Genomic DNA, 21,239 nt, shown 5'->3' on the forward strand with positions numbered 1-21,239 from the left:
CGACCCGAGACAAAGAGACGAGGAGCCTCCACCGTGACGATGCCGCTGTACGCCTCACCCGAGCAGTTGATGCGGGACCGCTCGGAGTATGCCCGCAAGGGCATCGCCCGGGGCCGCAGTGTGGTGGCGCTCAAGTACTCGGGCGGCGTGCTGTTCGTCGCCGAGAACCCGTCGGCGACGCTGCACAAGGTCTCCGAGATCTACGACCGGATCGGCTTCGCCGCCACCGGCCGCTACAGCGAGTACGACGGCCTGCGCCGGGGTGGCATTCGCCACGTCGACCTGTGGGGCCTCGCCAACGACCCCCGGGACGTGTCGGCGCGCCAGCTCGCCAACGTGTACGCCCAGACCCTGGCCGCGCAGTTCTCCGACCAGCTCAAGCCGTTCGAGGTGGAGCTCTGCGTCGCCGAGGTGGGGGTCACGGCGGAGACCGACCAGCTGTACCGCCTGACCTACGACGGCTCGATCGTGGACGAGCCGTCCTACCTTGTCATGGGTGGTCAGACCGAGCCGATCTCCACCAAGATGAAGGAGACCTACGAGGAGGACATGTCGCTGGAGTCGGCGGTCCGGTTCTCGGTCGCGGCGCTGTCCGCGGCGGCGTCGGCGGGCAACGGCGACAACGGCATCGGCAAGCTGGAGGTCGCGGTCCTCGAACGGGCGCGGCCGCGCAGGACCTTCCGCCGCATCGAGGGCGCTGCGCTCACCGCGCTGCTACCGTCCGATTCGCCCGAGTCTGCCGAGCAGGCGGAGGAAACCCCGGAGTCCGGGGCCACCGGCTCCGACGAGGCCTGATGAGGAGTAGTTCGATGACGCGTTCATCTCACCTCGAAGCGGCCGGGAGATCTCCGGCCGGGAAGCGCCTAGGCTGAAGGGATGCAGCGGCGGATCTTCGGCATTGAAACCGAGTTCGGCGTGACCTGTACGTTCCACGGACAGCGCAGGCTGAGCCCGGACGAGGTCGCGCGGTACCTGTTTCGACGGGTGGTGTCCTGGGGTCGTTCCTCGAACGTGTTCCTGCGCAACGGCTCGCGTCTCTACCTCGATGTCGGCTCGCACCCCGAGTACGCCACCGCGGAGTGCGACGACCTCGTGCAGTTGGTCACGCACGACAAGGCGGGTGAGCGGATCCTCGAGGACCTGCTCGTCGACGCCGAGCGGCGGCTGGCGGACGAGGGCATCGGCGGCGACATCTTCCTCTTCAAGAACAACACCGACTCCGCGGGCAACTCGTACGGCTGCCACGAGAACTACCTGGTCACGAGGGCGGGCGAGTTCTCGCGGATCGCGGACGTGCTCCTGCCGTTCCTGGTCACGCGGCAGCTGATCTGCGGCGCGGGCAAGGTCCTGCAGACTCCGCGCGGCGCCGTGTACTGCCTTTCGCAGCGCGCGGAGCACATCTGGGAAGGCGTGTCGTCCGCGACCACGCGTTCCCGCCCGATCATCAACACCCGCGACGAGCCGCACGCGGACGCCGAGCGCTACCGCAGGCTCCACGTCATCGTGGGCGACTCGAACATGGCCGAGGCCACCACGCTGCTGAAGGTCGGCAGCGCGAACCTGGTCCTGGAGATGATCGAGGACGGCGTCCAGTTCCGCGACTTCAGCCTGGACAACCCGATCCGCGCGATCCGCGAGATCAGCCACGACCTGACGGGCCGCCGCCTGGTCCGCCTCGCGGGCGGCCGGGAGGCGTCGGCGCTGGACATCCAGCGCGAGTACTTCTCCCGCGCCAAGGAACACGTCGAGAAGCGCGGCCCGGACCCGGTGGCCGACCGCGTCATCGAACTGTGGGGCCGCACCCTGGACGCCGTCGAGGCCCAGGATCTGTCCCGCATCGACCGCGAGATCGACTGGGCCATCAAGCACCGCCTGGTGGAGCGCTACCAGGCCAAGCACAGCATGGAGCTGTCGTCCCCGAGGATCGCGCAACTGGACCTCGCCTACCACGACATCCGCCGCGGCCGCGGCATCTTCGACCTGCTGCAGCGCAAGGACCTGGTGGCCAGGGTCACCGAGGACGGCGAGATCGAAGCCGCCAAGGACACTCCACCACAGACCACCAGAGCCAAGCTACGCGGCGACTTCATCGCCGCGGCTCAGCAGGCCGGCCGGGACTTCACGGTCGACTGGGTGCACCTGAAGCTGAACGACCAGGCTCAGCGGACGGTCCTGTGCAAGGACCCGTTCCGGGCTGTGGACGAGCGTGTGGAGCGGTTGATCGCTTCGCTGTGAGGTGGCCGGGCCGCTTGGCCCGTCCACGACCGGCTCGGGATGGCGCGCGACGCCCAGAGTCCTGGGACCCTGGGCGCCGCGCTCCCTTCCCAGTGTCCCGAACCGGAAATCTGGCACATAATTCGGCGGCCCAGCTTCCTTCTGGCGGCGTTGCCGATCCACCCAAGTACAACCCGGTACGAGGGAGGATCGGTGCCTTGCCAGCAGAAACCTGGATCCACCGACTTACGCACCGCATTTCCGGTTCGGAACACTAGACCGGTTCCTTCTCGCGCAGGCCGATGCGGTCGTGGATGCTCCGCATGAACGGTGGCGACCACCATGCGGCACGGCCGAGTGCGCGCATGCCGACCGGGACCAGCACGCCCCGGATGAGGGTGGCGTCGACGAGGATCGCCACGCCGCTGCCGATGCCGAACATCTGGACGAAGCTGACGCCGCTCGTGCCGAACGCGAGCAGGCTCACGGCCAGCAGCACGGCGGCCATCGTCACCAGCCTGCCGGTGCGCGACAGGCCGTGCCGCACCGCATCGTGCAGGTCCGCGCCCTGCTCGTGCATCTCCTTGATCCGGCTCAGCACGAACACCTCGTAGTCCATCGACAGACCGAACACGACGCAGAACAGCAGCACCAGCATGCTTGTGTCGAGCGGTAGCGGGGTGAAGCCAAGCCACGAGGACAGCCAGCCCTCCTGGAAGATCATGACCATCAGGCCGATCGTCGCCGACAGGCCGAGGACGTTGAACAGCAGTGCGCGCAGTGGCTGCAGGACGCTGCCGGAGAACAGGAACAGCAGCACGAACGTGCTCACCACGATGAGGCCCGCCGCGAGCGGCAGCTTGCTCGCGATCGCGTCCTTGCTGTCCACGAGCCGGGCCGCGGCGCCGCCTGTCAGTACCTCCATGCCGGGCGCCGGGGTCTCCCGCAACTTCGTGACCAGCTCCTGGCCCTCGGTGGAGTGCGCGTCGTACGCGGTGAGCACGGTCATCCGCTGCTGCCGGTCCTCCGCCGCGTACGCCGCGACGCCGGGGCCGACCGCCTTCCCGTCCGCGTAGGTGCCGACGCTCGTCGTCACCGACTCCACGCCCGGCAGCCGGGACACCGCCAGCCCGTAGTCGCCGACCACCGTTGTCCCTGCCGGGTAGCGCGTCACCAGCTGGAGCGCCTTCGCGTCGTCGCCGGGGAACTCCGCGCGCAGCACGTCACCGATCACGCGGGTCTCCGCCGAGGACGTCAGCACCCGGTCATCCGGCGTGCCGAACTCCACGTTCAGCAGGGGCACCGCCCCCAGCAGCAGCAGGAGCACCACCGGCGCACCCATCAGCACCGGTCGCTTCAGCGCCACCGACGCGAGCCTCGCCCACAGTGCCGACACCGAGGTCGGCGTCCGCTTCGCCCACGGCAGCCGCAGCGAGTTCACGCGCTTGCCGAGCAGCGCGAGCAGCGCGGGGAGCACGAAGATCGCGCTCGCCATCGCGATGATCACCACGCCGATGCCCGCGTAGGCGAAGGATCGCAGGAAGTACAGCGGGAACAGCACCAGCGCACCGAGGGCGACCGCGACCGTCAGCGCACTGAACACGATCGTCCGGCCCGCGGTCTCCACGGTGCGCACGACCGCCTCGGTCGTGTCGTGGCCGGACGCCAGTTCCTCACGGAACCGGGACACCATCAGCAACGCGTAGTCGATGGCGAGGCCGAGCCCGAGCGCGGTGGTGAGGTTGATCGCGAACACGGAGACGTCGGTGGCCGAACCGAGGATCGCCAGCAGCGCGAACGTGCCGAACACCGCGATCGTGCCGATCGCGAGCGGAAGCAGGGCCGCGATCACGCTGCCGAACACGACGACCAGCAGCACCATGATGATCGGCACCGCGATCGCCTCGGCCACCGCGAGGTCGCCGGCGACCTGGTGGCTGATGTCGACGCCGATCGCGTCGGGCCCGCCGACCTGGACGTTGATCGGGCCGGTGCCCGCGCCGTAGTCGGCACGCAGTTCCTTGACGTGGCCCTCGTCGGTCACCCGCGCGACGCCGATCGCGTACTGGCCGTCCGCCGACTTCATCGGCGGCGCCTTCGTCGTGAAGTACGAGGTGAAGCCGGCGATGCCCGGGTCGGTGGCGAGGCGGTCGGTCAGCTCGGCCGCGGCGGTCATGACGGCCGGGTCGTCGACCGAGCCGGTGTCGGACGAGAACAGGAACACGACGTCGTTCTCGCCGTTGAACTGGCTGTCGATCAGGGCCTTGGCCTGGCTCGAGTCCGAGTTCGGGTCGTCGAAGCCCTCGGTCTGGAGCTTGCCGAACGCGGTGACCCCCAAAGCGGCCGCACCCACCATGAGCAGCGCGGTCACCACCAGCACTCCCCGTGCGTGGGTTGCGGCGAACCGTCCGATTCGTCCGAACATGGCGTTCCCCTTGCTCACTCAAGATGTGTACAACTGTAAACTTATCGGGTGTTAACTTGCCATGGATGTTTACTGCTGTCAACATTGCTCGCATGGACGACTCGGCGTCGAGCAAGCGTGGTTACCACCACGGCGACCTGCGTAATGCCCTGGTCGGGGCGGCCGCCGACCTCGCGGCCAAGGGTGGCCCGGCATCGGTGACGATCAGAGCGGCCGCGAGGGAGGTCGGCGTGACGCCGACCGCCGCCTACCGCCACTTCGCCGGTCATGAGGAACTGCTGACCGCGGCGAAGGAACGCGCGCTCGAAGAGCTGACCGCGGCGATGACCAAGGCGGTCGCGGCCCGTCCGGCGGTCGGCGGCGATCCGGTGAGCCACGCGCTGGCCAGGTTCGGCGCGTTCGGCCGCGGCTACCTCACGTTCGCGAGGCAGGAGCCCGGCCTGTTCCACACGGTGTTCGCACCGGCGTCGAGCCAGACCCCCCGGCCGTTCGAACGAACCCAGACGAACCCGTACCAGCTGCTGGTCGGTGCGCTGGACGACCTGGTCGCGGTCGGTTACCTCAGCCCGGACCGCAGGCCGATCTCCGAGATCACCGCGTGGGCCATGGTGCACGGCCTCGCCACGCTGCTGAACGGGCCGCTGTCCGACCTGTCGGAGCACCTGCGCGACGAGGTGATCGTGCGGAGCATGCTCGTGCTCGGCCACGGCCTGAAGGGCAACGGCCTCGACAGGGAGCAGGAATCCCTGCTGGCAACGGAACTAACTAGTCCGCCTCCCCGGAATTAAAGGTGTTGGTCCCGACCCAGCGCATCCGCGGTCCGTGGTTGGTTGGTGGCTGGGTGCCGCCCCTAGTCCGCCTCCCCGGAATTGAAAGTGTTGGTCCCGACCCAGCGCATCCGCGGTCCGCGGGTGGTTGGTGGCTGGGTGCCGTCACGTTCCCCTGAGGTCACTGTTGGTCAGGCCTGGACCCTCGTACAAAGATCTATGGGTCAGTTCACCTGGTCCGCTTCTTGGCTGTGCAGGTTGCGGACGGTGGGGGAGGTCTCGACCTGGGACGGGGTGGGACAGGTGCCGAGTGCGCGGTCGGCTGTGCCCGAGCTGGTGACGGTGAACCAGTAGTGCTCGTTCTTGTAGTGGTGCAGGCGGTGGTTGCGCCAGATCGCGCGGTAGACCCGGGACCGGGGCCGGTAGTCGCTGTGGATCAGGTAATGGGTCCACTCGTAGCCGAGTCCCAGCAGCCCGACGAGGGTCATGAAGGTGAGGCCGAGGCCCGCGCGCGGGAAGGCGAGCAGGCCGATCGCCACGATCAGCGGCACGAGCCACAGGTGCACCCGCCACGGGATGAACACGAGCGGCACGTCCCGAGGGTCGATGTGGTGGGCGCGGTGCTTGCGGGACAGCAGCGGGTCGATGGTGACACGACCGACCTGCCGTGGGCGCCAGTGCAGGACGCAGACGTGCACGGCCCATTCGAAGAACGGGAAGACGGCGAGCATGACGAGTGGCGTCCACAGGTCGGACAGCCGCCAGTCGCCGACCAGGCCGCGCGTGGTCGCGGCGCACGCCAGGAGCGCGCCGATCAGCCACGGGGACGGATGGCGCCAGAAGTCCTTCGCCGCGTCGCCGAGGCTGGTCGAACGGCGCTTGGCGCCGGTGAGCGCGGCCTCGTCCTCGGCAAGGCGTTGCTTGGCGAGCTGTTCGGCGGGCGTCATGGCAGCTCCTCCAGTTGTCGGATCGCGGTCAGCAGGGCGTCGGTGGCCGGGGCGAGCAGGTCGTGCGCGGCGCGGTGCGATCCGGCCGGGTCGCCGCCCGTGATCCGGGCCGCGAGCGCGCGGTACATGTCGATCCGGTCGACCTCGGCGGCCATGAGCGTGGCGAGCGCGCCGAGCGCCGGTTCGTAGGCGGCGCGCAGGCTGTTGAACATCAGCCGGAACACGATCGAGTCGGCGCCGTCGACGATGTGGTCCCAGAACACGAGCGCGTGCCGCTGCCGTGCGACCCGGTCCGGGTCGGCGTCGATCGCGACGACGGCCGACCGCAGCCGCGCCTCGATCGACGCGCCCGCGCGTTCGGCGGCGAGCCTGGCCACCTGCGGGCCGATCAGCAGCCGTGCCTCGAGGATGCTGCGCGCGACGGCCGGATCGAGCTCGCCGCGGGGGAGAAGCAGACGGGGGAGCAGGTCGAGGCTCGCGTGCCTGCGGTAGTCCCGCACGGTCGTCGCGTCGCCCTGGCGCACCTCGACGAGCCCGGCCTGGGAGACCCGTTGCAGTGCCTCCCTGACCGCGGGTCGCGAGACGCCGAGGACCTCGGCGAGTTTGCGTTCGCTCGGCAGTGCCTCACCGGGGGTGAACTCACCACTGACCACGTCGTCGAGGATCTGGTCGAAGACTTCGTCTGACACCGAGCGCCGGGCGACGGGTTGTAACGCCATGCACAAGAACTACCTGGTCACACGGTAGAGGTCAAGTGGTCATACCAGTGCGTCGGCGACTCGCCAGAACCAATGGACCGTTCGCACGAACACCTTGGCGCGCCAACGGGACTCCCCTCGCCCAGTCGGGCTAGAGTTCGAAACGTGTCCGTCGTCCGCGCAGAAAGACTCGTGAACCTGGTGCTGTGCCTGCTGTCCACGCGCCAGTACCTGCCCGCCGAGAGCATTCGCAAGATTGTTCCCGGCTACAAGGACGCGCCAAATGACGACGCGTTCTTCCGCATGTTCGAGCGCGACAAGACCGAGTTACGTGAGCTGGGCATCCCGCTCGAGGTCGGGCGCAACTGGTCGTTCGACAAGGTCGACGGCTACCGCATCGCGCGCCGCGACTACGAGCTCGGCGACATCGAGTTGGAACCCGACGAGGCGGCCGCCGTCGCGCTGGCCGTCCGCCTGTGGGACTCCCCGGAACTGACCGGCGCCGCGCACGGCGCGCTGCTGAAACTGCGTGCCGCGGGGGTGGACGTCGACCAGGGCGTCCCCGCGGTGGTCGAGCCGAAGGTACGCACGACCGAGCCCGCGTTCGGCCCGCTGCTCGCCGCGGTGCAGACCGGACAGGCCGTCAGCTTCGACTACCGGCGACCGTCCCCCGCCGAGCTGCGCAGCCGCACGCTGGAACCGTGGGGCGTGGTGTCGTGGCGCGGCCGCTGGTACGTGGTGGGGCACGATCGCGACCGCAAGGCACCCCGCTGCTTCCGCCTGTCCCGCATCGTCGGCGACGTGCGGTTGGTCGGCAGGTCGGGCACCGTGCGCCGTCCCGACGACGTCGACCTGTTGAAGTTCGTGGCCAGTGCGAGCAACGAGCCGCCGGAGACGTCGACCGTGCGGCTGTGGCTGGCCAAACACGGCGCGGCGGGCCTGCGCAGGCGCGCGACCGTGGTGGGTGAGCGCGAGCTGGACGGTGAGCAGGGCGACCTGGTCGAGCTGGAGGTGCTGCACACCGACTCGGCGGCGAGCTGGATCGCGGGCTACGGCCAGGACGCGGTGGTGATGGAGCCGGACGTGCTGCGCAAGGCGGTGCACGAGCGGCTACTCGCCGTGGCGGAGGCGACGTGAACACCTCGCAGGAACGCCTTCCGAGACTGCTCGCGCTGGTGCCGTACCTCATCGCCCGCCCCGGCATCGCCGTCGAGGAGGCGGCGGCCGACTTCGGGGTCAGTGCCAAGCAGCTGCGCAAGGACCTTGAGCTGCTGTGGATGTGTGGCCTCCCGGGTTACGGCCCAGGCGACCTCATCGACCTGTCCTTCGAAGGCGACACGATCTCGGTCAACTTCGACGCCGGCATGAGCCGCCCGCTGCGCCTGACCGGCTCGGAGGCAACCGCGCTACTGGTGGCGCTGCGCACCCTGCTGGACGCCCCGGGCGTGGCCGACGCGGACGCGGTCCGCAGAGCCGTGGCGAAGATCGAGGCGGCGGCAGGGCAGGCCCAGCCTGCGGGGGTGGCGGTGGGGCTGGGCGTCCGGGAAGGCGCCACCACGGCCAAGGCACGTGAGGTGGTGCAGAAAGCACTGCGCGGCAACAAAGCCCTGCGGATGACGTACTACACGGCATCCAAGGACGAGATCACCGAACGCACGGTGGATCCGATGCGCATGCTGATCGTCGAGGGCCGCGGCTATCTGGAGGCGTGGTGCCGCCGAGCGGAGGGCGTCCGCCTGTTCCGCATGGACCGCATCGACGACGTGACAGAACTGGACGAGCCCGCCGCCCCGCCCCCGTACGCCGAACAGACCGACACGACGGCCGGCCTGTTCCGCCCGCAACCCGACCAGCCGGTGGCCCAGCTCGTCCTGTCCCCGGACGCACGCTGGGTGTCTGAGTACTACCCGGTGGAGGAAGTCGCCGAAATGGATGGCGGCCACCTCCGGGTATGGATGCGCTACGCGGACCCGTCCTGGATGGTCCGCCTGCTACTCGGCCTGGGCGGCGACGCCGTGGTGGAGGCGCCATCGGACCTGATGTCGGCGTTGCGGTCGAGAGCGGTGGGGGCGTTGGCCAGGTATCGATGACGTGTTGGTGGGGGCCGCCGCGCCCAGTCGTCCCACCAGTCGATGTGTGATTTGTGTTAAGTGGTCGGGCGGCCTTCGTACTTTCACCACACGCCCACTACGGTAGAAACTGTGATGTCGTACCTGCCGACCTGGATCGTGGTCGTCGTGGGTTTGTCGGTGCTCTGCTGGGTGCTGGTCCGGGTGCTCCGCCACGTGCGGCGGTTCAACCGGGTCGCGGCCTCCACGGGGACGTACCTCGACCACGAGACCGGCACCTTGAGAGCACGATCCGCGGCGATGCGGGTGGCGATGAGACAGACCCTGGCACGGGTGAAGCGCGCTCCGGCTGACGTACCATCGAACAGCCGGGGGAGACAGGAGGACGACCGTGGGTAACCTGGGTGTGCCCGAGCTGCTGATCATCGCGGGTGTGATCATCCTGCTCTTCGGGGCGCGGAAGCTGCCCGAGATGGCGCGTTCGCTCGGCAAGTCTGCCAAGGCCTTCAAGGAAGAGACCAAGAGCATGCGTGGCGACGACGGCGATGAGAAGCCCGCCGCCCAGCCGGTCCAGCAGCAGCAGCTGCCGCCGACTCAGCCGCCGGCGCCGCAGCCGCCGCAGACGAACGGCGTCACGCCGCAGTCGGTCGAGCAGCAGAACAAGAACGCCGGCTGAGAGAGAACAGGTCCTAGACGGTGGCGCGCGCATCGCACCGCCGGGACGAAGGCCGTCGCGAGAAGAAGAAGCTTCGAAGTCGACGACAGAATCCCGACGGCACCATGACCCTTCGGGATCACCTGTACGAGTTGCGGCATCGGCTCGGGCTCGCCCTGGTGTGCCTGCTCTTCGGCTGCATTCTCGGCTTCCTGTGGTTCCAGTGGCGGATCGGTCCGGTCCCATCGCTCGGTCAGCTGCTGACCGGTCCCTACTGTGAGCTGCCCAGCCCACCCCGGTTCGAGCCGGAGGACGGCAAGTGTCAGCTGTTGCAGACGCAGCCGTTCGAGGCGTTCCTCATCCAGTTCAAGGTGGGTCTCGCGGCGGGCGCGGTCTTCACGAGCCCGTTCTGGCTGTACCAGATCTGGGCGTTCATCACGCCCGGCCTGTACGACAACGAGCGCAAGTTCACGCGCGTCTTCGTCTTCCTCGCCTCGATCCTGTTCGTCTGCGGCGCCTTCCTCGCCTACTACGTGGTCCCCAAGGGCCTCCAGGTGCTGGTCAGCTTCGGTGGCGACCAGTTCAGCACGGCGCTGGCGGCCAACGACTACATCTCGTTCGTCCTGGTCATGCTGCTGATCTTCGGCGTCAGCTTCGAGCTGCCGCTGGTGGTCACGATGCTGAACCGGATCGGCGTGCTCCCGTACCGCAACCTCAAGAAGTGGCGCCGCGGGATCATCTTCACGCTGTTCGTGTTCGCGGCGATCGCGACGCCCGGCACCGACCCGATCGGCATGATGGCACTCGCGGGTGCCATGACGGTCCTGTTCGAGCTCGCCACCCAGCTCGCTCGCATCCATGACCGCAAGAAGGACCGCGAGGCCATCGCGGACGGCTGGCACCCCGACGAGGACTACGACGTCGAGCCCGAGCGTGCGACGTCGGACAAGTCCAACGTCGACGACGTGACCTGACATGCGGGCCGCCATGGTCGTCCACCCCGCCTCCGGACTCGGCAGGGCGGGTCGCATCGCGGGCACCGTCGCCGACCGGCTGCGGACCGCGGTCGACGACCTCGTCACCGTCGAGGCCAACACGGTCGAGGATTCGCACCGCCTGATGCACAAGGCCCGGGACGCCGGCCTCGACCTGCTGGTCGTGGTGGGTGGCGACGGGTCGGCCCACCAGGGCGTCCAGTTCTGTGCGGACACCGGCGTCACCCTCGCCATCATCCCCGCGGGCACCGGCAACGACCTCGCCCGCACCCTCGCCGGCGCGCCGGAGGACCCGCTGACGGCGACGGAAAACCTGGTCAGGGCCATCAAGGACGGCGCAACCACCACCATCGACCTCGGCCGGGTCGAAGGCGGGCCGTGGTTCGCCGGTGTCCTGTGCGCCGGGTTCGACTCCTCGGTCAACGAACGCGCCAACCGGATGCGGTGGCCGTCCGGGCCCCGCCGCTACGACCTCGCGATCCTCGCCGAGCTGGCGAGGCTGCGCCCCGGTCGGCTCACCGTCGACGCGGACGGCGACCGCGCCGAACTGGACGCCACCCAGATCGCCGTCGGCAACATCCCCTTCTACGGCGGCGGCATCCCCATCTGCCCGGACGCCGACCCGGCCGACGGGCTGTTCGACGTCACGCTGGTCCGCGCGGCCAGCCGTTTCGACCTCGTGAAAATGCTGCCCGGCCTGCGGACCGGCAAGCACGTCCACCACCAGATGGTCACCACGTCGCGGACTACGAAGATCCGCATCGGCGAGGCCAACGGCTGGGTCGCCTACGCCGACGGCGAGCGCATCGGCCCCCTCCCGGTCGAGGTGACCTGCGTCCCCAACGCGTTGAAGGTGGTCGGCCGGACCGCGTGACCCACGACCCATATGACAACCTTGGGCACGTGGCTGCCAGCCCTTCTCCAGCATCCGAGCCAGCGCACGGGCAATCGCCCGCCGAGTCCTACACGGCCGCCCGCAGGCGTGCGAGCCACCCGAAGGTGACCGAGTTCGCCTCGTCGCTGTCCTTCACGCTCGACCCGTTCCAGGAGCAGGCGTGCGCCGCGCTCGAGGGCGGGCACGGGGTGCTCGTGTGCGCGCCGACCGGCGCGGGCAAGACCGTGGTGGGCGAGTTCGCCGTGCACCTCGCGCTCGCCGAGCGTCAGAAGTGCTTCTACACGACGCCCATCAAGGCGCTGTCGAACCAGAAGTACGCCGACCTCGTCGAGCGCCACGGCAGCAGGTCCGTCGGCCTGCTCACCGGCGACACCTCGGTCAACGGTGGCGCGCCGATCGTCGTCATGACCACCGAGGTCCTCCGCAACATGCTGTACGCGGGTTCGTCGACCCTCGACGGGCTCGGCTACGTGGTCATGGACGAGGTGCACTACCTCGCCGACCGCTTCCGAGGCGCCGTGTGGGAGGAGGTCATCCTGCACCTGCCCGAGTCGGTGCGGCTGATCAGCCTTTCGGCCACCGTCAGCAACGCGGAGGAGTTCGGCGACTGGCTCGTGGAGGTCCGAGGCGACACCACCGTCGTCGTCGACGAGCACCGGCCGGTGCCGCTGTGGCAGCACATGCTGGTCAACAACCGGATGCTCGACCTGTTCACCGGCGAGGGCACTGAAGGGGAGCCGCGCATCAACCCCGAGTTGCTGCGCCGCACCGAGAACGAGAGCCGCAGCCAGGTCACGTGGGGGCCGAGGGGTGCCCGCACCGGCAGGCGCTCCGGTGCGCCACGCGGTCCGCGTTTCCGGCCGCCGTCCCGCGTCGACGTGGTCACCCGCCTCGACGCGGCCGGGTTGCTGCCCGCGATCGTGTTCGTGTTCAGCCGCGTCGGCTGCGAGGCCGCCGTGTCGCAGTGCACGCGGTCCGGTCTGCGGATGAACACCGAGGCGGAGGTCGCGGAGATCCGGCGGATCGTCGACGCCCGCACCAAGGACCTCAACGACGCCGACCTGAGCGTCCTCGGTTACTGGGAGTGGCGCGAGGCGCTCGAACGGGGGTTCGCGAGCCACCACGCCGGGCTGCTGCCCGCGTTCAAGGAGACCGTCGAGGAGCTGTTCGTCCGCGGCCTCGTGAAGGTGGTGTTCGCGACCGAGACCCTCGCGCTCGGCATCAACATGCCCGCGCGCACGGTCGTGCTGGAACGGCTCGTCAAGTACAACGGCGAGGCGCACGTCGAGCTGACGCCGGGGGAGTACACGCAGCTCACCGGCCGGGCGGGCCGCCGGGGCATCGACGTGGAGGGTCACGCGGTCGTCATCTGGCAGCCCGGTGTCGACCCGCGCCAGGTCGGCGGGCTCGCCTCCACCCGCACCTACCCGCTGCGCTCGTCGTTCCGGCCCGCGTACAACATGGCGGTCAACCTCGTCGACCGGCTCGGCGCCAGGGCGGCACGCGAGATGCTGGAGCAGTCGTTCGCCCAGTTCCAGGCCGACCGCGGCGTCGTCGGGCTCGCGCGGCGGATCGAGCGCAACCGCGAGGCGCTCGCCGGTTACCGGGAGTCCATGACCTGCCACCTCGGTGACTTCACCGAGTACGCTGAGCTGCGCGCGAAGCTGAACGAGCGCGAGAAGGCGTTGTCCCGCAAGAACTCCTCGGCCCGGCGCGCCGAGGCGGCCCGGTCGCTGGAGACGCTGCGCAAGGGCGATGTGATCGCCGTGCCGTCCGGTCGCCGCGCGGGCCTCGCGATCGTCGTCGACCCCGGGCTGAACCCGATGGGCGACGCGCGCCCGCTCGTGCTCACCGAGGACCGCTGGGCAGGCCGGTTGTCGGTGGCCGACTTCCCGACCCCGGTCGAGGCGCTCGGCCGCGTGAAGCTGCCCAAACAGGTCGACCTGCGCTCACCCCGGTCCCGCCGGGACCTCGCGTCCACGCTGCGCAACACCGGCATCGAGGCGCCCGGCCGGAACAAGCGCCGCGGCAGTGGCGCCGAGGACGACGCCGAGCTCGCGGCACTGCGCAGGGCGCTGCGCAACCACCCGTGCCACGGCTGCGACGACCGTGAGGCGCACGCGCGGTGGGCGGAGCGGCATCGGCGCCTCGCCGCGGAAACGCAAGCGCTGGAGCAGAAGGTGGCCGCGCAGACCCACTCGCTGGCCCGCGCGTTCGACCGCATCCGCAAGCTGCTGACCGAACGCGGCTATCTGGAGGGGGAGGACACCGTCACCGACGACGGCAGGCGGCTCGCGCGGCTCTACAGCGAGTCGGACCTGCTGGCCGCCGAGTGCCTGCGGCACGGTGTGTGGGACCAGTTGCCGCCACCGGAGCTGGCGGCGGTCGTGTCGGCGCTGGTGTACGAGGCACGCCGCGACGGGCCGAGCGAGGCACGCGTCCCGGCGGGCCTGGTCACCGACGCGCTGGCGGAGACCGCGCGGCTGTGGGCCTCGCTGGAGGCCGATGAGCGGCGGCACAAGCTGGAACGCACCCGCCAGCCGGACGCGGGCTTCGCGTGGACCGTGTTCCGGTGGGCACGCGGCGAGACGCTCGAGCGTGTGATGACCGCGGCCGAGTCGGCTGGCAGCGAGTTCTCCGCGGGTGACTTCGTGCGGTGGTGCCGCCAGGTGATCGATCTTCTGGAGCAGCTGCGCGACGTGGTCGGCTCGGACGCGCCCGTCGGCGCCGCCGCGAAGGAGGCCGTGAGGGCGATGCGGCGCGGCGTCGTGGCGCTCGGCACGGCATGAGCGGAGGGCTCTGTGCCGTCGTCACTCGTCCACGAGTGTTCGATTTCGCGTGGCGGACCACACGCCATGCCAACCTCCCGCTATGGTTTGATCGCGCCCTGGCACGACCTCGATTTCGCGGAGGCGAACAATGACCAGCCCTTACGGGCCGCCCGGTGGGAACGACCCGCAGCAGCAGTGGGGACAACAACCCTACGGCGGTGGTCCCACCCCCGGCACACCGTCCGGGGGGATGCCTGCACAGGGTGGATACCCCCCGCAACCTGGTCAGCAGCAGCCGTACGGTGGTTACGGCCAGCAGCCACCGCAGCAGCCCCAGCCGACGCAGCAGTACGGCCAGCCGCAGTACGGGCAGCAGCCCCAGTACGGCCAGCCGCCGTCGGGGGAGTTCCCGAACCCCTATCAGCAGCAGTACCAGCAACAGCAGCCCAAGAAGGGCGGCGGCGCGTGGATCTGGATCACGATGGTGGTCGTGGTGCTGGCCGCCGCGGCGTTCCTGGTGCTCGGCCTTGTGACCCCGGGTTTCCTGAACACCAAGGTGCTGGACCAGGCGGCGCTGCAAGGTGACAACGGCGTCAAGAAGATCCTCGTCGACGAGTACAAGGTCGAGAACGTCGAGTCGGTGAGCTGCCCCGCGGACCAGGAGGTCAAGCAGGGCAACAAGTTCGAGTGCACGGTGAAGATCGGTGGCGATGAGCCCGAGGAGGTCACCGTCACGGTCACGGTGACCAACGAGGAGAACGCCGAGTACCAGGTTTCTCTTCCGGAGTAAGCCAAGCAGGTCTTCGTTGAAGCCCCGGACGACTGACAGGTCGCTGTCACCCGTCCGGGGCTTCTCCGTACACTGAAGGGGACAAACCCGACATCCCCTACGCAGATGAGGATCTACGTGCGCCTTCGCATCGCCCTTGCCGTCGTTCCCGCGCTCGTCCTGGCAGGTTGCTCCAACCTGCCCGAGGTCGACGTGCCCGACGTACCGGACGTCCCGACACTGGAGAGCCTCTCCGAGGGGGCACTGGAAGGCGCGGACGGCATCGCGAAGGTGCTCGAGCAGGAGTACCAGCTGACCGACGTCGGCAGTGTCGACTGCCCGCCGACCCCGTCGCTGAGCTTCGAGAAGGGTGCCACGTTCGACTGCACGGTCGTCGTCGCGGGCGAGGAGCGCACGGTCGAGGTGAGCGTCCTCAACGAGCAGGGCGGCATCCAGGTCAGCGAGCCGAAGTAGAGGGCGCGCGAATAGGGCACGACGGGCATCCACCGACCCTATTCGCGCGCCCTCTAATAGCTCGCGTTCCGCGCGTCCGGTGGGCATCATCGGGCCGTGACCCAGACTCTGATGCCCACCGGGCTCACGTTCCGCACCGTGGCGGACGACCGGCTGCGCGGCGCCCACGACCTGTTCCTCGCGGCGCTGCACGCCAAGCCATCGTCGGACGAGCTGTGGGAACTGATGCGCCACGCCTATGCCGCCGACCGGACGTACGGCGCCTTCGACGGTGACCGCCAGGTCGGCACGGCGATGTCGTTCCCGGCCAGTCTCACCGTGCCGGGCGGCGCGAGCCTGCCGATGGCCGGTGTCACCTATGTCGGCGTGCGCAGCGACTACCGCCGCCGGGGCGCGCTCACGGGGATGATGCGTGCCCAGCTCGAGGACTCGGCCGCCCGCAGCGAGGCGTTCGCCGCGCTGCACGCTTCGGAACCGGTGATCTACGGCCGCTTCGGCTACGGCGTCGGCACGATCGCGCGTGACATCCGGGTCCGGTCGAAGCGCGCACGGCTGCGTGCGGAGGTGCCGGTCACGGGCACCGTCCGGCTGCTCGACCACGACGAGGCGCTCCCTGCCCTCCGCGCCGCCTACCCGGCGCTGCAACCCACCCGCACCGGGCTCATGGGGCGCGGCGACCAGTGGTGGACGCTCAGCTACACGCGTCGTATCAAGACCGACCACCTGCTGGTCGCCGCGCACTTCTCGCCATCGGGTGACATCGACGGCTGGGTGGCCTACAAGCCGGCGGAGTCGTCGTCCCGTGACGTCCGCGCCCACGGCGAGCTCTACGTCCTCGACTTCCAGTTCGCCGACCAGGGCGTCGCCAACGCCCTGTGGGGTCACCTCGTCGGCGTCGATCTGATCGAGGAGGTCGTGGCCTACGTCCGGCCGATGGACGACCCGATCGAGGCGATGCTCGACGACGCCTACGCGGTGCGCGACGAGAGCGAGGCCGAGCTGTGGCTACGCGTCGTCGACGTGCCCGCCGCGCTGGCCGCCCGCACCTACGGCGTCGCCGAACCGGTTGTCATCGAGGTCGTGGACCCGTTGCTGCCTGGCAACTCCGGCCGGTACCGCATCGGTCCACATGGGATGGAGCGGACGGCGGCCGCGCCCGCGCTCACCATGGACGTCGACGTGCTCGCCATGATCTACCTCGGTACGTACCGGCCGAGTGTGCTCGCGGACGTCGGCCGGATCACCGTCGCCGACCCGGCCGCGCCCTCCGCCGCCGACCGGCTGTTCGCGGTCGACCGGCCCGCCTGGAACGGGTCGCTCTTCTAGGCCGCGAAGCGGTCGGCGCGTTCCTGTCCGGACAGCTCGCCGATCGCCAGCATGACCTCGTCGGTGACCGCACGGCGGGCACGTGCCGACTTCGGGTCGCCGAGGAAGGTCATGGGCGGCCCGAACCGGACCGTCACCCGGTGCGGGCGGGGCACCCGCTTGCCGACCGGTTGCAGTCGTTCGGTGCCGGCGAGGGCGACCGGCACCACCGGCGCGCCGGTCGCCAGTGCGAGCCAGGCGACGCCGGTCCGCCCTCGATACAGCTTGCCGTCCAGTGACCGTGTGCCCTCCGGGTAGATGCCGAACACGTTCCCACCGTCGAGCACCTCGCGTGCGGTGTCGAGTGCCGCCTGCGCGGCGCGGTGGCTGCCTCGGCTGACCGGGACCGACCCGACCGCGGTGAAGAACCAGCGCACGAGCCTTCCACGCAACCCTCGGCCGGTGAAGTACTCGTCCTTCGCGAGGAACGTGACCCTGCGCGGCGCCGCGAGCCGGATGACGACGCTGTCGATGAACGACAGGTGGTTGCTGGCGAGGACGACCGCGCCGGTCCTTGGCAGGTGCTCGCGGCCTTCGACCCGGATCAGAGGCATGGCACGACCCGTCCCGCCCATGACAGGCCGCCGCCGAACCCTGCCCGGATCTCGTTGCGTGCCAACAGTTTCGACCGCGCGGCCGAGGTGTTGCCGGACTCGTCGACATCCGTGGCCACGGGCACGTCCGGCGGGGGTTGGTGGTGGCCCATCGCGGCGATGCGGGATCCCGGCACAGGTGCTCCTTTTAGCGTCCGAACGTTCGGTCGCCAAATGCTACAGTGTCGCTCATGAGTCCGCGACGGTCCGTTGCCGAGGCCCGCCAGACGAGGGCCGACATCCTGGCGTACGGCGTGCGCCTGGCGTCGGCGGAAGGGCTCGAGGGCCTGACGATCGGGCGGTTGGCGACCGAGCTGGGCATGAGCAAGTCAGGCGTATTGGGACACTTCGGGTCCAAGGAGGAACTCCAGCTCGCGGTGATCGACGTGGCGGCGGAGATCTTCGCCCGCGAGGTGGCCGAGCCGGCTCACACGGCGAAGCCGGGCCTGCGCAAGCTGACGGCGATGTGCGCGGCGTGGGTGTCGTACCTGGAGCGCCGGGTGTTCCCGGGCGGCTGCTTCTTCATGGCGGCGGCCGCGGAGTTCGACGACCGCCCCGGCCGCGTGCGCGACACGATCGCGGGGCTCGCGTCGGTGTGGGACCGCGACCTGTACCGCCAGATCCGCACCGCGACGGCCGACGGCGACCTGCCCGCCGACACGGACGCGGACCTGCTGGCGTTCGAGGTGTCGGGCGTGATGCTGGGGCTGAACAACGCGCTCCAGCTGCAGCGCGACATGACGGCCCCGGCGAAGGCCCGCCGCGCGCTGGGCAGGCTGCTCGGTCAGCCCGTGGCGGCGGTGACGCTGCTGTTGGTGCTGGCCTCCGGCCCCCGGTTCAAGTCTCGCACGCGCCACCGACGTTTCCGGCGCGCGCGGGCTTGGTTGTCCACAGCCACATGAGCGGGCTCGGTGTGCGTACCTGAGTCGGCGGCTTGGCCTGGGGTGCCGGACCAGGCCGGTCTGGCCTCCGGCCCCCGGTTACCAGCCTGCCATGGGGCACCGACATTTTCGGGGCGCGCGCGTGGCCGGTTGTCCACAGGCGCCGTCGCCGTGGCTGGTGACGTTCGGTTGTCCACAGGCGGCCGCGGCAGCGGCCGGTTCTGTCGGTGGTCGCCGGTAGCGTGGGAAACGGGGGGCCGGAGGCCAAACCCCGTCCGCCGGGGTAGCGTTGCCGCGTGGTGAAGCGTGTGCTCGTCGTCCTGTTCGTGGCCGCCCTCGTGGGTGCCTGCGGGCCCGAGGACAGCGGTCCCGACCTCTCCCGCTTCGCGGTCGTCAGCCCGGCAGGGCCGCCAGCAGCCGGTCGATAGAAGCACCCAGGTCCCACTTCTCCTGCAGCTCACGCACGCGGTCCAGGTCACGCGGCTCGGCAGGCACCCGGTCGTCCCGGTCCTGCACCACGTCCGCGTCCAGCGCGACCCGCACCACCAGCGGTGCCGCGACCACGTACTCCGCCGCGTCCGTCAGCGCCGACCGCACGCGCAGCGCCACGTCGCTCGGGGTCGCCGCGGCGGCGGCCAGCAGGCCTTCGAGGGACCCGTACTTGACCATCAGCTTCGCCGCCGTCTTCTCGCCGATGCTCGTCACACCCGGCAGGCCGTCGGAGGGATCTCCGCGCAGCAGAGCCATGTCCGCGTACGCGATGCCCGTGTTCTCCTCGGGCAGCCCGTACTTCGCGGCCAGCTCGCGCGGGCCGATGACCTCCGCCTTCGCCCAGCCTCGGCCCACGTACACGACGCTGGCGGGCGTCGGCTCGTGGCGGACCACCTGGAACAGGTCGCGGTCACCGGTGATCACCTCGACCGGGTCGGTCGTCTCACGGTGGGCCAGCGTGCCGATCACGTCGTCGGCCTCGTAACCATCCGCCTCGGCGACGGCGATGCCGAACGCGTCGAGCACGTCGAGGATGATCGGCACCTGCGGCGTCAGCGTGTCCGGCACCTCCTCGACGTTGTTCACCGGGTCCGCGACGCGGTGCGCCTTGTACGTCGGCAGCGCGTTCACCCGGAACGCCGGGCGCCAGTCCGCGTCCATGCACGCCACGAGCCGCGACGGTTTGCGGTCGGTGAGGATGCGCGCGATCGTGTCGGTGAAACCGCGCACGGCGTTCACGACCGTGCCGTCGGGCGCGGTCATCGAGTCGGGCAGCGCGAAGTAGGAGCGGAAGTACAGGCTCGCGGAGTCCAGCAGTACGAGTGGGCCAGTCACGGGGTCAGCCTGCCATGCCGGGGCATCAGGGCAGAATCATCAGGGTGCGTGTCGCGATGCTCGGCCCACTCAGTGTGCGGGCCGACGACGGAACCCCGTCCCAGGTCCCCGGTGCCCGCCTGCGCACGCTCCTGATCATCCTCGCGCTCGACGCGGGCCACGTCGTTTCCTCGGGCAGGCTCGTCGACGGTGTCTGGGGCGACGACCCACCCGCCGAGGCCGCGAACGCCCTGCAGGCACTGATGTCCCGGCTGCGCCGCACCGGGCTCACCGTCGAGTCCCGCCCTACCGGTTATCAACTGGTGCTCGACCGGGACGACGTCGACGTGCACCGGTTCGAGCGGCTCGCCGCCAGGGGCAGGGCCATGCTTGCCACCGACCCGGTCACCACCGCCGCCGTGCTCCGCGACGCGCTCGCGTTGTGGCGTGGGCCCGCGCTCGCCGACGCCACCACCGCCGCGTTCGCGCAGGCACCGGTCGTGCGGCTCACCGAGCTCCGGCTCGCCGCGCTCGGCGACCGGATCGAGGCCGACCTCGCTACCCGCGGCGCGGACCTCGTCCCGGAGCTCGAGTCGCTCGTCGCGGAGCACCCGTTGCGGGAACGGTTCGCGGGACTGCTGATGCGGTCGCTCGCGCGGGCCGGGCGCACCGCCGACGCCCTCGCCGTCTTCGCCCGTGTCAAGGACACCCTCGCCGAGGAGCTGGGTGCGGACCCGTCGGCCGAGCTGACCGCACTGCACCTCGACCTCCTGCGCGGGCCCGACGCCAGGCAGGATCGGCGCAGGACCAACCTCCGCGCCGGTCTCACCAGCTTCGTCGGCCGCGACGAGGAACTGGCCAGGGTGACCGCGATGGTCGGGGAGTCGCGCCTCGTGACGCTCACCGGGCCGGGTGGCTCCGGCAAGACCCGGCTCGCCACCGAGGTGGGCCGCGCGCTGGTCGACCGAGGGCCCGACGGGGTGTGGTTCGTCGAGCTGGCGCCGGTCGGTGACGGCGCCGACGTGCCGCAGGCCGTGCTGGGTGCCCTGGGGCTGCGTGCGCAGACGCTGGTCGCCACGAGTCCGGGCCGCACCAGGCCGGACCCGGTCGAGGCGCCCATCGACCGGCTCGCCGCCGCGTTGTCCACCCGCTCGCCGCTGCTGGTCCTCGACAACTGCGAGCACCTCGTCGCGGCCGCCGCGGCACTCGCCGACCGGCTGCTCGGCGAGTGCCCCGGGCTGCGCATCCTCGCCACCAGCCGCGAACCGCTCGGCATCACCGGCGAGACGCTGTGGCCGGTCGACCCGCTCGCGCTGCCACCCGAGGACACCGACCCGGCCGACGCGCTCGGCTATCCGGCCGTCCGGTTGCTCGCCGACCGGGCACGGGCCGTGCGCCCCGGGTTGACCGTCGACG

21 protein-coding genes are annotated in these 21,239 nt (G+C 70.2%); 15 read left to right on the forward strand and 6 right to left on the reverse strand.

Translation table 11 applies throughout. From position 1 onward, the window contains the following. Nucleotides 1-33: 33 nt before the first annotated feature. Both prcA and pafA read left to right on the forward strand, forming a co-directional pair. Nucleotides 34-795: a proteasome subunit alpha gene (gene prcA, locus WBA97_RS33320; protein ID WP_424234962.1), complete on the forward strand. Its 762-nt coding sequence runs from the start codon at nt 34-36 to the stop codon at nt 793-795. Nucleotides 796-876: 81 nt separating this feature from the next. Continuing rightward, complete coding sequence (gene pafA / locus WBA97_RS33325; protein ID WP_424234963.1) at nt 877-2,235, forward strand: Pup--protein ligase; 1,359 nt, start codon at nt 877-879, stop codon at nt 2,233-2,235. Between the two features lie 253 nt (nt 2,236-2,488). On the opposite strand, the gene WBA97_RS33330 is transcribed toward pafA, so the two are convergent. Beyond that, a complete protein-coding gene (locus WBA97_RS33330; protein WP_424234964.1) occupies nt 2,489-4,639 on the reverse strand; it encodes an MMPL family transporter in 2,151 nt (716 codons plus the stop codon). Between the two features lie 92 nt (nt 4,640-4,731). On the opposite strand from WBA97_RS33330, the gene WBA97_RS33335 reads away from it, so the two are divergent. Further along, the gene (locus WBA97_RS33335; RefSeq protein ID WP_424234965.1) at nt 4,732-5,427 is read left to right on the forward strand and encodes a TetR/AcrR family transcriptional regulator; all 696 of its coding nucleotides are present in this window, start codon (nt 4,732-4,734) and stop codon (nt 5,425-5,427) included. 203 nt (nt 5,428-5,630) lie between these two features. Here WBA97_RS33335 and WBA97_RS33340 read toward each other — a convergent pair whose 3' ends face one another. Beyond that, nucleotides 5,631-6,353, reverse strand: coding sequence for a sterol desaturase family protein (locus tag WBA97_RS33340; RefSeq protein ID WP_424234966.1), 723 nt, complete (start codon nt 6,351-6,353; stop codon nt 5,631-5,633). Continuing rightward, the gene (locus WBA97_RS33345; RefSeq protein WP_424234967.1) at nt 6,350-7,042 is read right to left on the reverse strand and encodes a FadR/GntR family transcriptional regulator; all 693 of its coding nucleotides are present in this window, start codon (nt 7,040-7,042) and stop codon (nt 6,350-6,352) included. The genes WBA97_RS33340 and WBA97_RS33345 overlap by 4 nt, the downstream gene beginning before the upstream one ends. Nucleotides 7,043-7,216: 174 nt before the next feature. Here WBA97_RS33345 and WBA97_RS33350 point away from each other — a divergent pair, with 174 nt between their 5' ends. The 10 genes from WBA97_RS33350 to WBA97_RS33395 all read left to right on the forward strand — a co-directional run bounded on the left by WBA97_RS33350 (nt 7,217) and on the right by WBA97_RS33395 (nt 17,005). Further along, the gene (locus WBA97_RS33350; RefSeq protein WP_424234968.1) at nt 7,217-8,188 is read left to right on the forward strand and encodes a helix-turn-helix transcriptional regulator; all 972 of its coding nucleotides are present in this window, start codon (nt 7,217-7,219) and stop codon (nt 8,186-8,188) included. Further along, the gene (locus WBA97_RS33355) at nt 8,185-9,141 is read left to right on the forward strand and encodes a helix-turn-helix transcriptional regulator (RefSeq protein WP_424234969.1); all 957 of its coding nucleotides are present in this window, start codon (nt 8,185-8,187) and stop codon (nt 9,139-9,141) included. The genes WBA97_RS33350 and WBA97_RS33355 overlap by 4 nt, the downstream gene beginning before the upstream one ends. Nucleotides 9,142-9,255: 114 nt before the next feature. Further along, nucleotides 9,256-9,519, forward strand: coding sequence for a bacteriophage holin (locus WBA97_RS33360; protein WP_424234982.1), 264 nt, complete (start codon nt 9,256-9,258; stop codon nt 9,517-9,519). Further along, nucleotides 9,512-9,796, forward strand: coding sequence for a Sec-independent protein translocase subunit TatA (gene tatA / locus WBA97_RS33365; RefSeq protein ID WP_424234970.1), 285 nt, complete (start codon nt 9,512-9,514; stop codon nt 9,794-9,796). Before WBA97_RS33360 ends, tatA begins: the two co-directional genes overlap by 8 nt. A gap of 20 nt (nt 9,797-9,816) precedes the next feature. Further along, nucleotides 9,817-10,749, forward strand: coding sequence for a twin-arginine translocase subunit TatC (gene tatC, locus WBA97_RS33370; protein WP_424234971.1), 933 nt, complete (start codon nt 9,817-9,819; stop codon nt 10,747-10,749). A gap of 1 nt (nt 10,750) precedes the next feature. Then, a complete protein-coding gene (locus WBA97_RS33375) occupies nt 10,751-11,644 on the forward strand; it encodes a diacylglycerol/lipid kinase family protein (RefSeq protein ID WP_424234972.1) in 894 nt (297 codons plus the stop codon). Nucleotides 11,645-11,673: 29 nt separating this feature from the next. Continuing rightward, a complete protein-coding gene (locus WBA97_RS33380; protein ID WP_424234973.1) occupies nt 11,674-14,454 on the forward strand; it encodes a DEAD/DEAH box helicase in 2,781 nt (926 codons plus the stop codon). Between the two features lie 130 nt (nt 14,455-14,584). Further along, nucleotides 14,585-15,226: a DUF4333 domain-containing protein gene (locus WBA97_RS33385; protein WP_424234974.1), complete on the forward strand. Its 642-nt coding sequence runs from the start codon at nt 14,585-14,587 to the stop codon at nt 15,224-15,226. Between the two features lie 105 nt (nt 15,227-15,331). After that, nucleotides 15,332-15,679 (forward strand): DUF4333 domain-containing protein, encoded by a 348-nt coding sequence (locus WBA97_RS33390; RefSeq protein ID WP_424234975.1) that lies wholly within the window; start codon nt 15,332-15,334, stop codon nt 15,677-15,679. 96 nt (nt 15,680-15,775) lie between these two features. After that, complete coding sequence (locus tag WBA97_RS33395) at nt 15,776-17,005, forward strand: GNAT family N-acetyltransferase (RefSeq protein WP_424234976.1); 1,230 nt, start codon at nt 15,776-15,778, stop codon at nt 17,003-17,005. Here WBA97_RS33395 and WBA97_RS33400 read toward each other — a convergent pair. Together WBA97_RS33400 and WBA97_RS33405 are read right to left on the reverse strand one after the other, a co-directional pair. Then, nucleotides 17,002-17,598: a lysophospholipid acyltransferase family protein gene (locus tag WBA97_RS33400; RefSeq protein WP_424234977.1), complete on the reverse strand. Its 597-nt coding sequence runs from the start codon at nt 17,596-17,598 to the stop codon at nt 17,002-17,004. The two genes, WBA97_RS33395 and WBA97_RS33400, sit on opposite strands and share 4 nt — an antisense overlap. Further along, the gene (locus WBA97_RS33405) at nt 17,589-17,774 is read right to left on the reverse strand and encodes a hypothetical protein (RefSeq protein ID WP_424234978.1); all 186 of its coding nucleotides are present in this window, start codon (nt 17,772-17,774) and stop codon (nt 17,589-17,591) included. The genes WBA97_RS33400 and WBA97_RS33405 overlap by 10 nt, the downstream gene beginning before the upstream one ends. A 54-nt stretch (nt 17,775-17,828) precedes the next feature. On the opposite strand from WBA97_RS33405, the gene WBA97_RS33410 reads away from it, so the two are divergent. After that, nucleotides 17,829-18,539 (forward strand): TetR/AcrR family transcriptional regulator, encoded by a 711-nt coding sequence (locus WBA97_RS33410; RefSeq protein ID WP_424234979.1) that lies wholly within the window; start codon nt 17,829-17,831, stop codon nt 18,537-18,539. Nucleotides 18,540-18,911: 372 nt separating this feature from the next. Here the strand turns inward: WBA97_RS33410 and WBA97_RS33415 are convergent, their stop codons facing one another. Beyond that, on the reverse strand, nt 18,912-19,844 hold the full coding sequence (locus WBA97_RS33415) for a 5'-3' exonuclease (RefSeq protein WP_424234980.1): 933 nt from the start codon (nt 19,842-19,844) through the stop codon (nt 18,912-18,914). Between the two features lie 44 nt (nt 19,845-19,888). Between WBA97_RS33415 and WBA97_RS33420 the strand changes: the two genes are divergently transcribed. Next, nucleotides 19,889-21,239: BTAD domain-containing putative transcriptional regulator (locus tag WBA97_RS33420; RefSeq protein WP_424234981.1), on the forward strand; the 1,351-nt coding region annotated here is incomplete at its 3' end.

The organism is Actinophytocola sp. (assembly GCF_049647105.1).
In the GTDB taxonomy this organism is placed as follows: domain Bacteria; phylum Actinomycetota; class Actinomycetes; order Mycobacteriales; family Pseudonocardiaceae; genus Actinophytocola.

Coding starts and splice junctions, on each gene's coding strand:
- pafA (WP_424234963.1), top strand. CDS start 877: ATGCAGCGGCGGATCTTCGGCATTGAAACCGAGTTCGGCGTGACCTGT.
- WBA97_RS33330 (WP_424234964.1), bottom strand. CDS start 4,639: ATGTTCGGACGAATCGGACGGTTCGCCGCAACCCACGCACGGGGAGTG.
- WBA97_RS33335 (WP_424234965.1), top strand. CDS start 4,732: ATGGACGACTCGGCGTCGAGCAAGCGTGGTTACCACCACGGCGACCTG.
- WBA97_RS33340 (WP_424234966.1), bottom strand. CDS start 6,353: ATGACGCCCGCCGAACAGCTCGCCAAGCAACGCCTTGCCGAGGACGAG.
- WBA97_RS33360 (WP_424234982.1), top strand. CDS start 9,256: ATGTCGTACCTGCCGACCTGGATCGTGGTCGTCGTGGGTTTGTCGGTG.
- WBA97_RS33375 (WP_424234972.1), top strand. CDS start 10,751: ATGCGGGCCGCCATGGTCGTCCACCCCGCCTCCGGACTCGGCAGGGCG.
- WBA97_RS33385 (WP_424234974.1), top strand. CDS start 14,585: ATGACCAGCCCTTACGGGCCGCCCGGTGGGAACGACCCGCAGCAGCAG.
- WBA97_RS33390 (WP_424234975.1), top strand. CDS start 15,332: ATGAGGATCTACGTGCGCCTTCGCATCGCCCTTGCCGTCGTTCCCGCG.
- WBA97_RS33400 (WP_424234977.1), bottom strand. CDS start 17,598: ATGCCTCTGATCCGGGTCGAAGGCCGCGAGCACCTGCCAAGGACCGGC.
- WBA97_RS33410 (WP_424234979.1), top strand. CDS start 17,829: ATGAGTCCGCGACGGTCCGTTGCCGAGGCCCGCCAGACGAGGGCCGAC.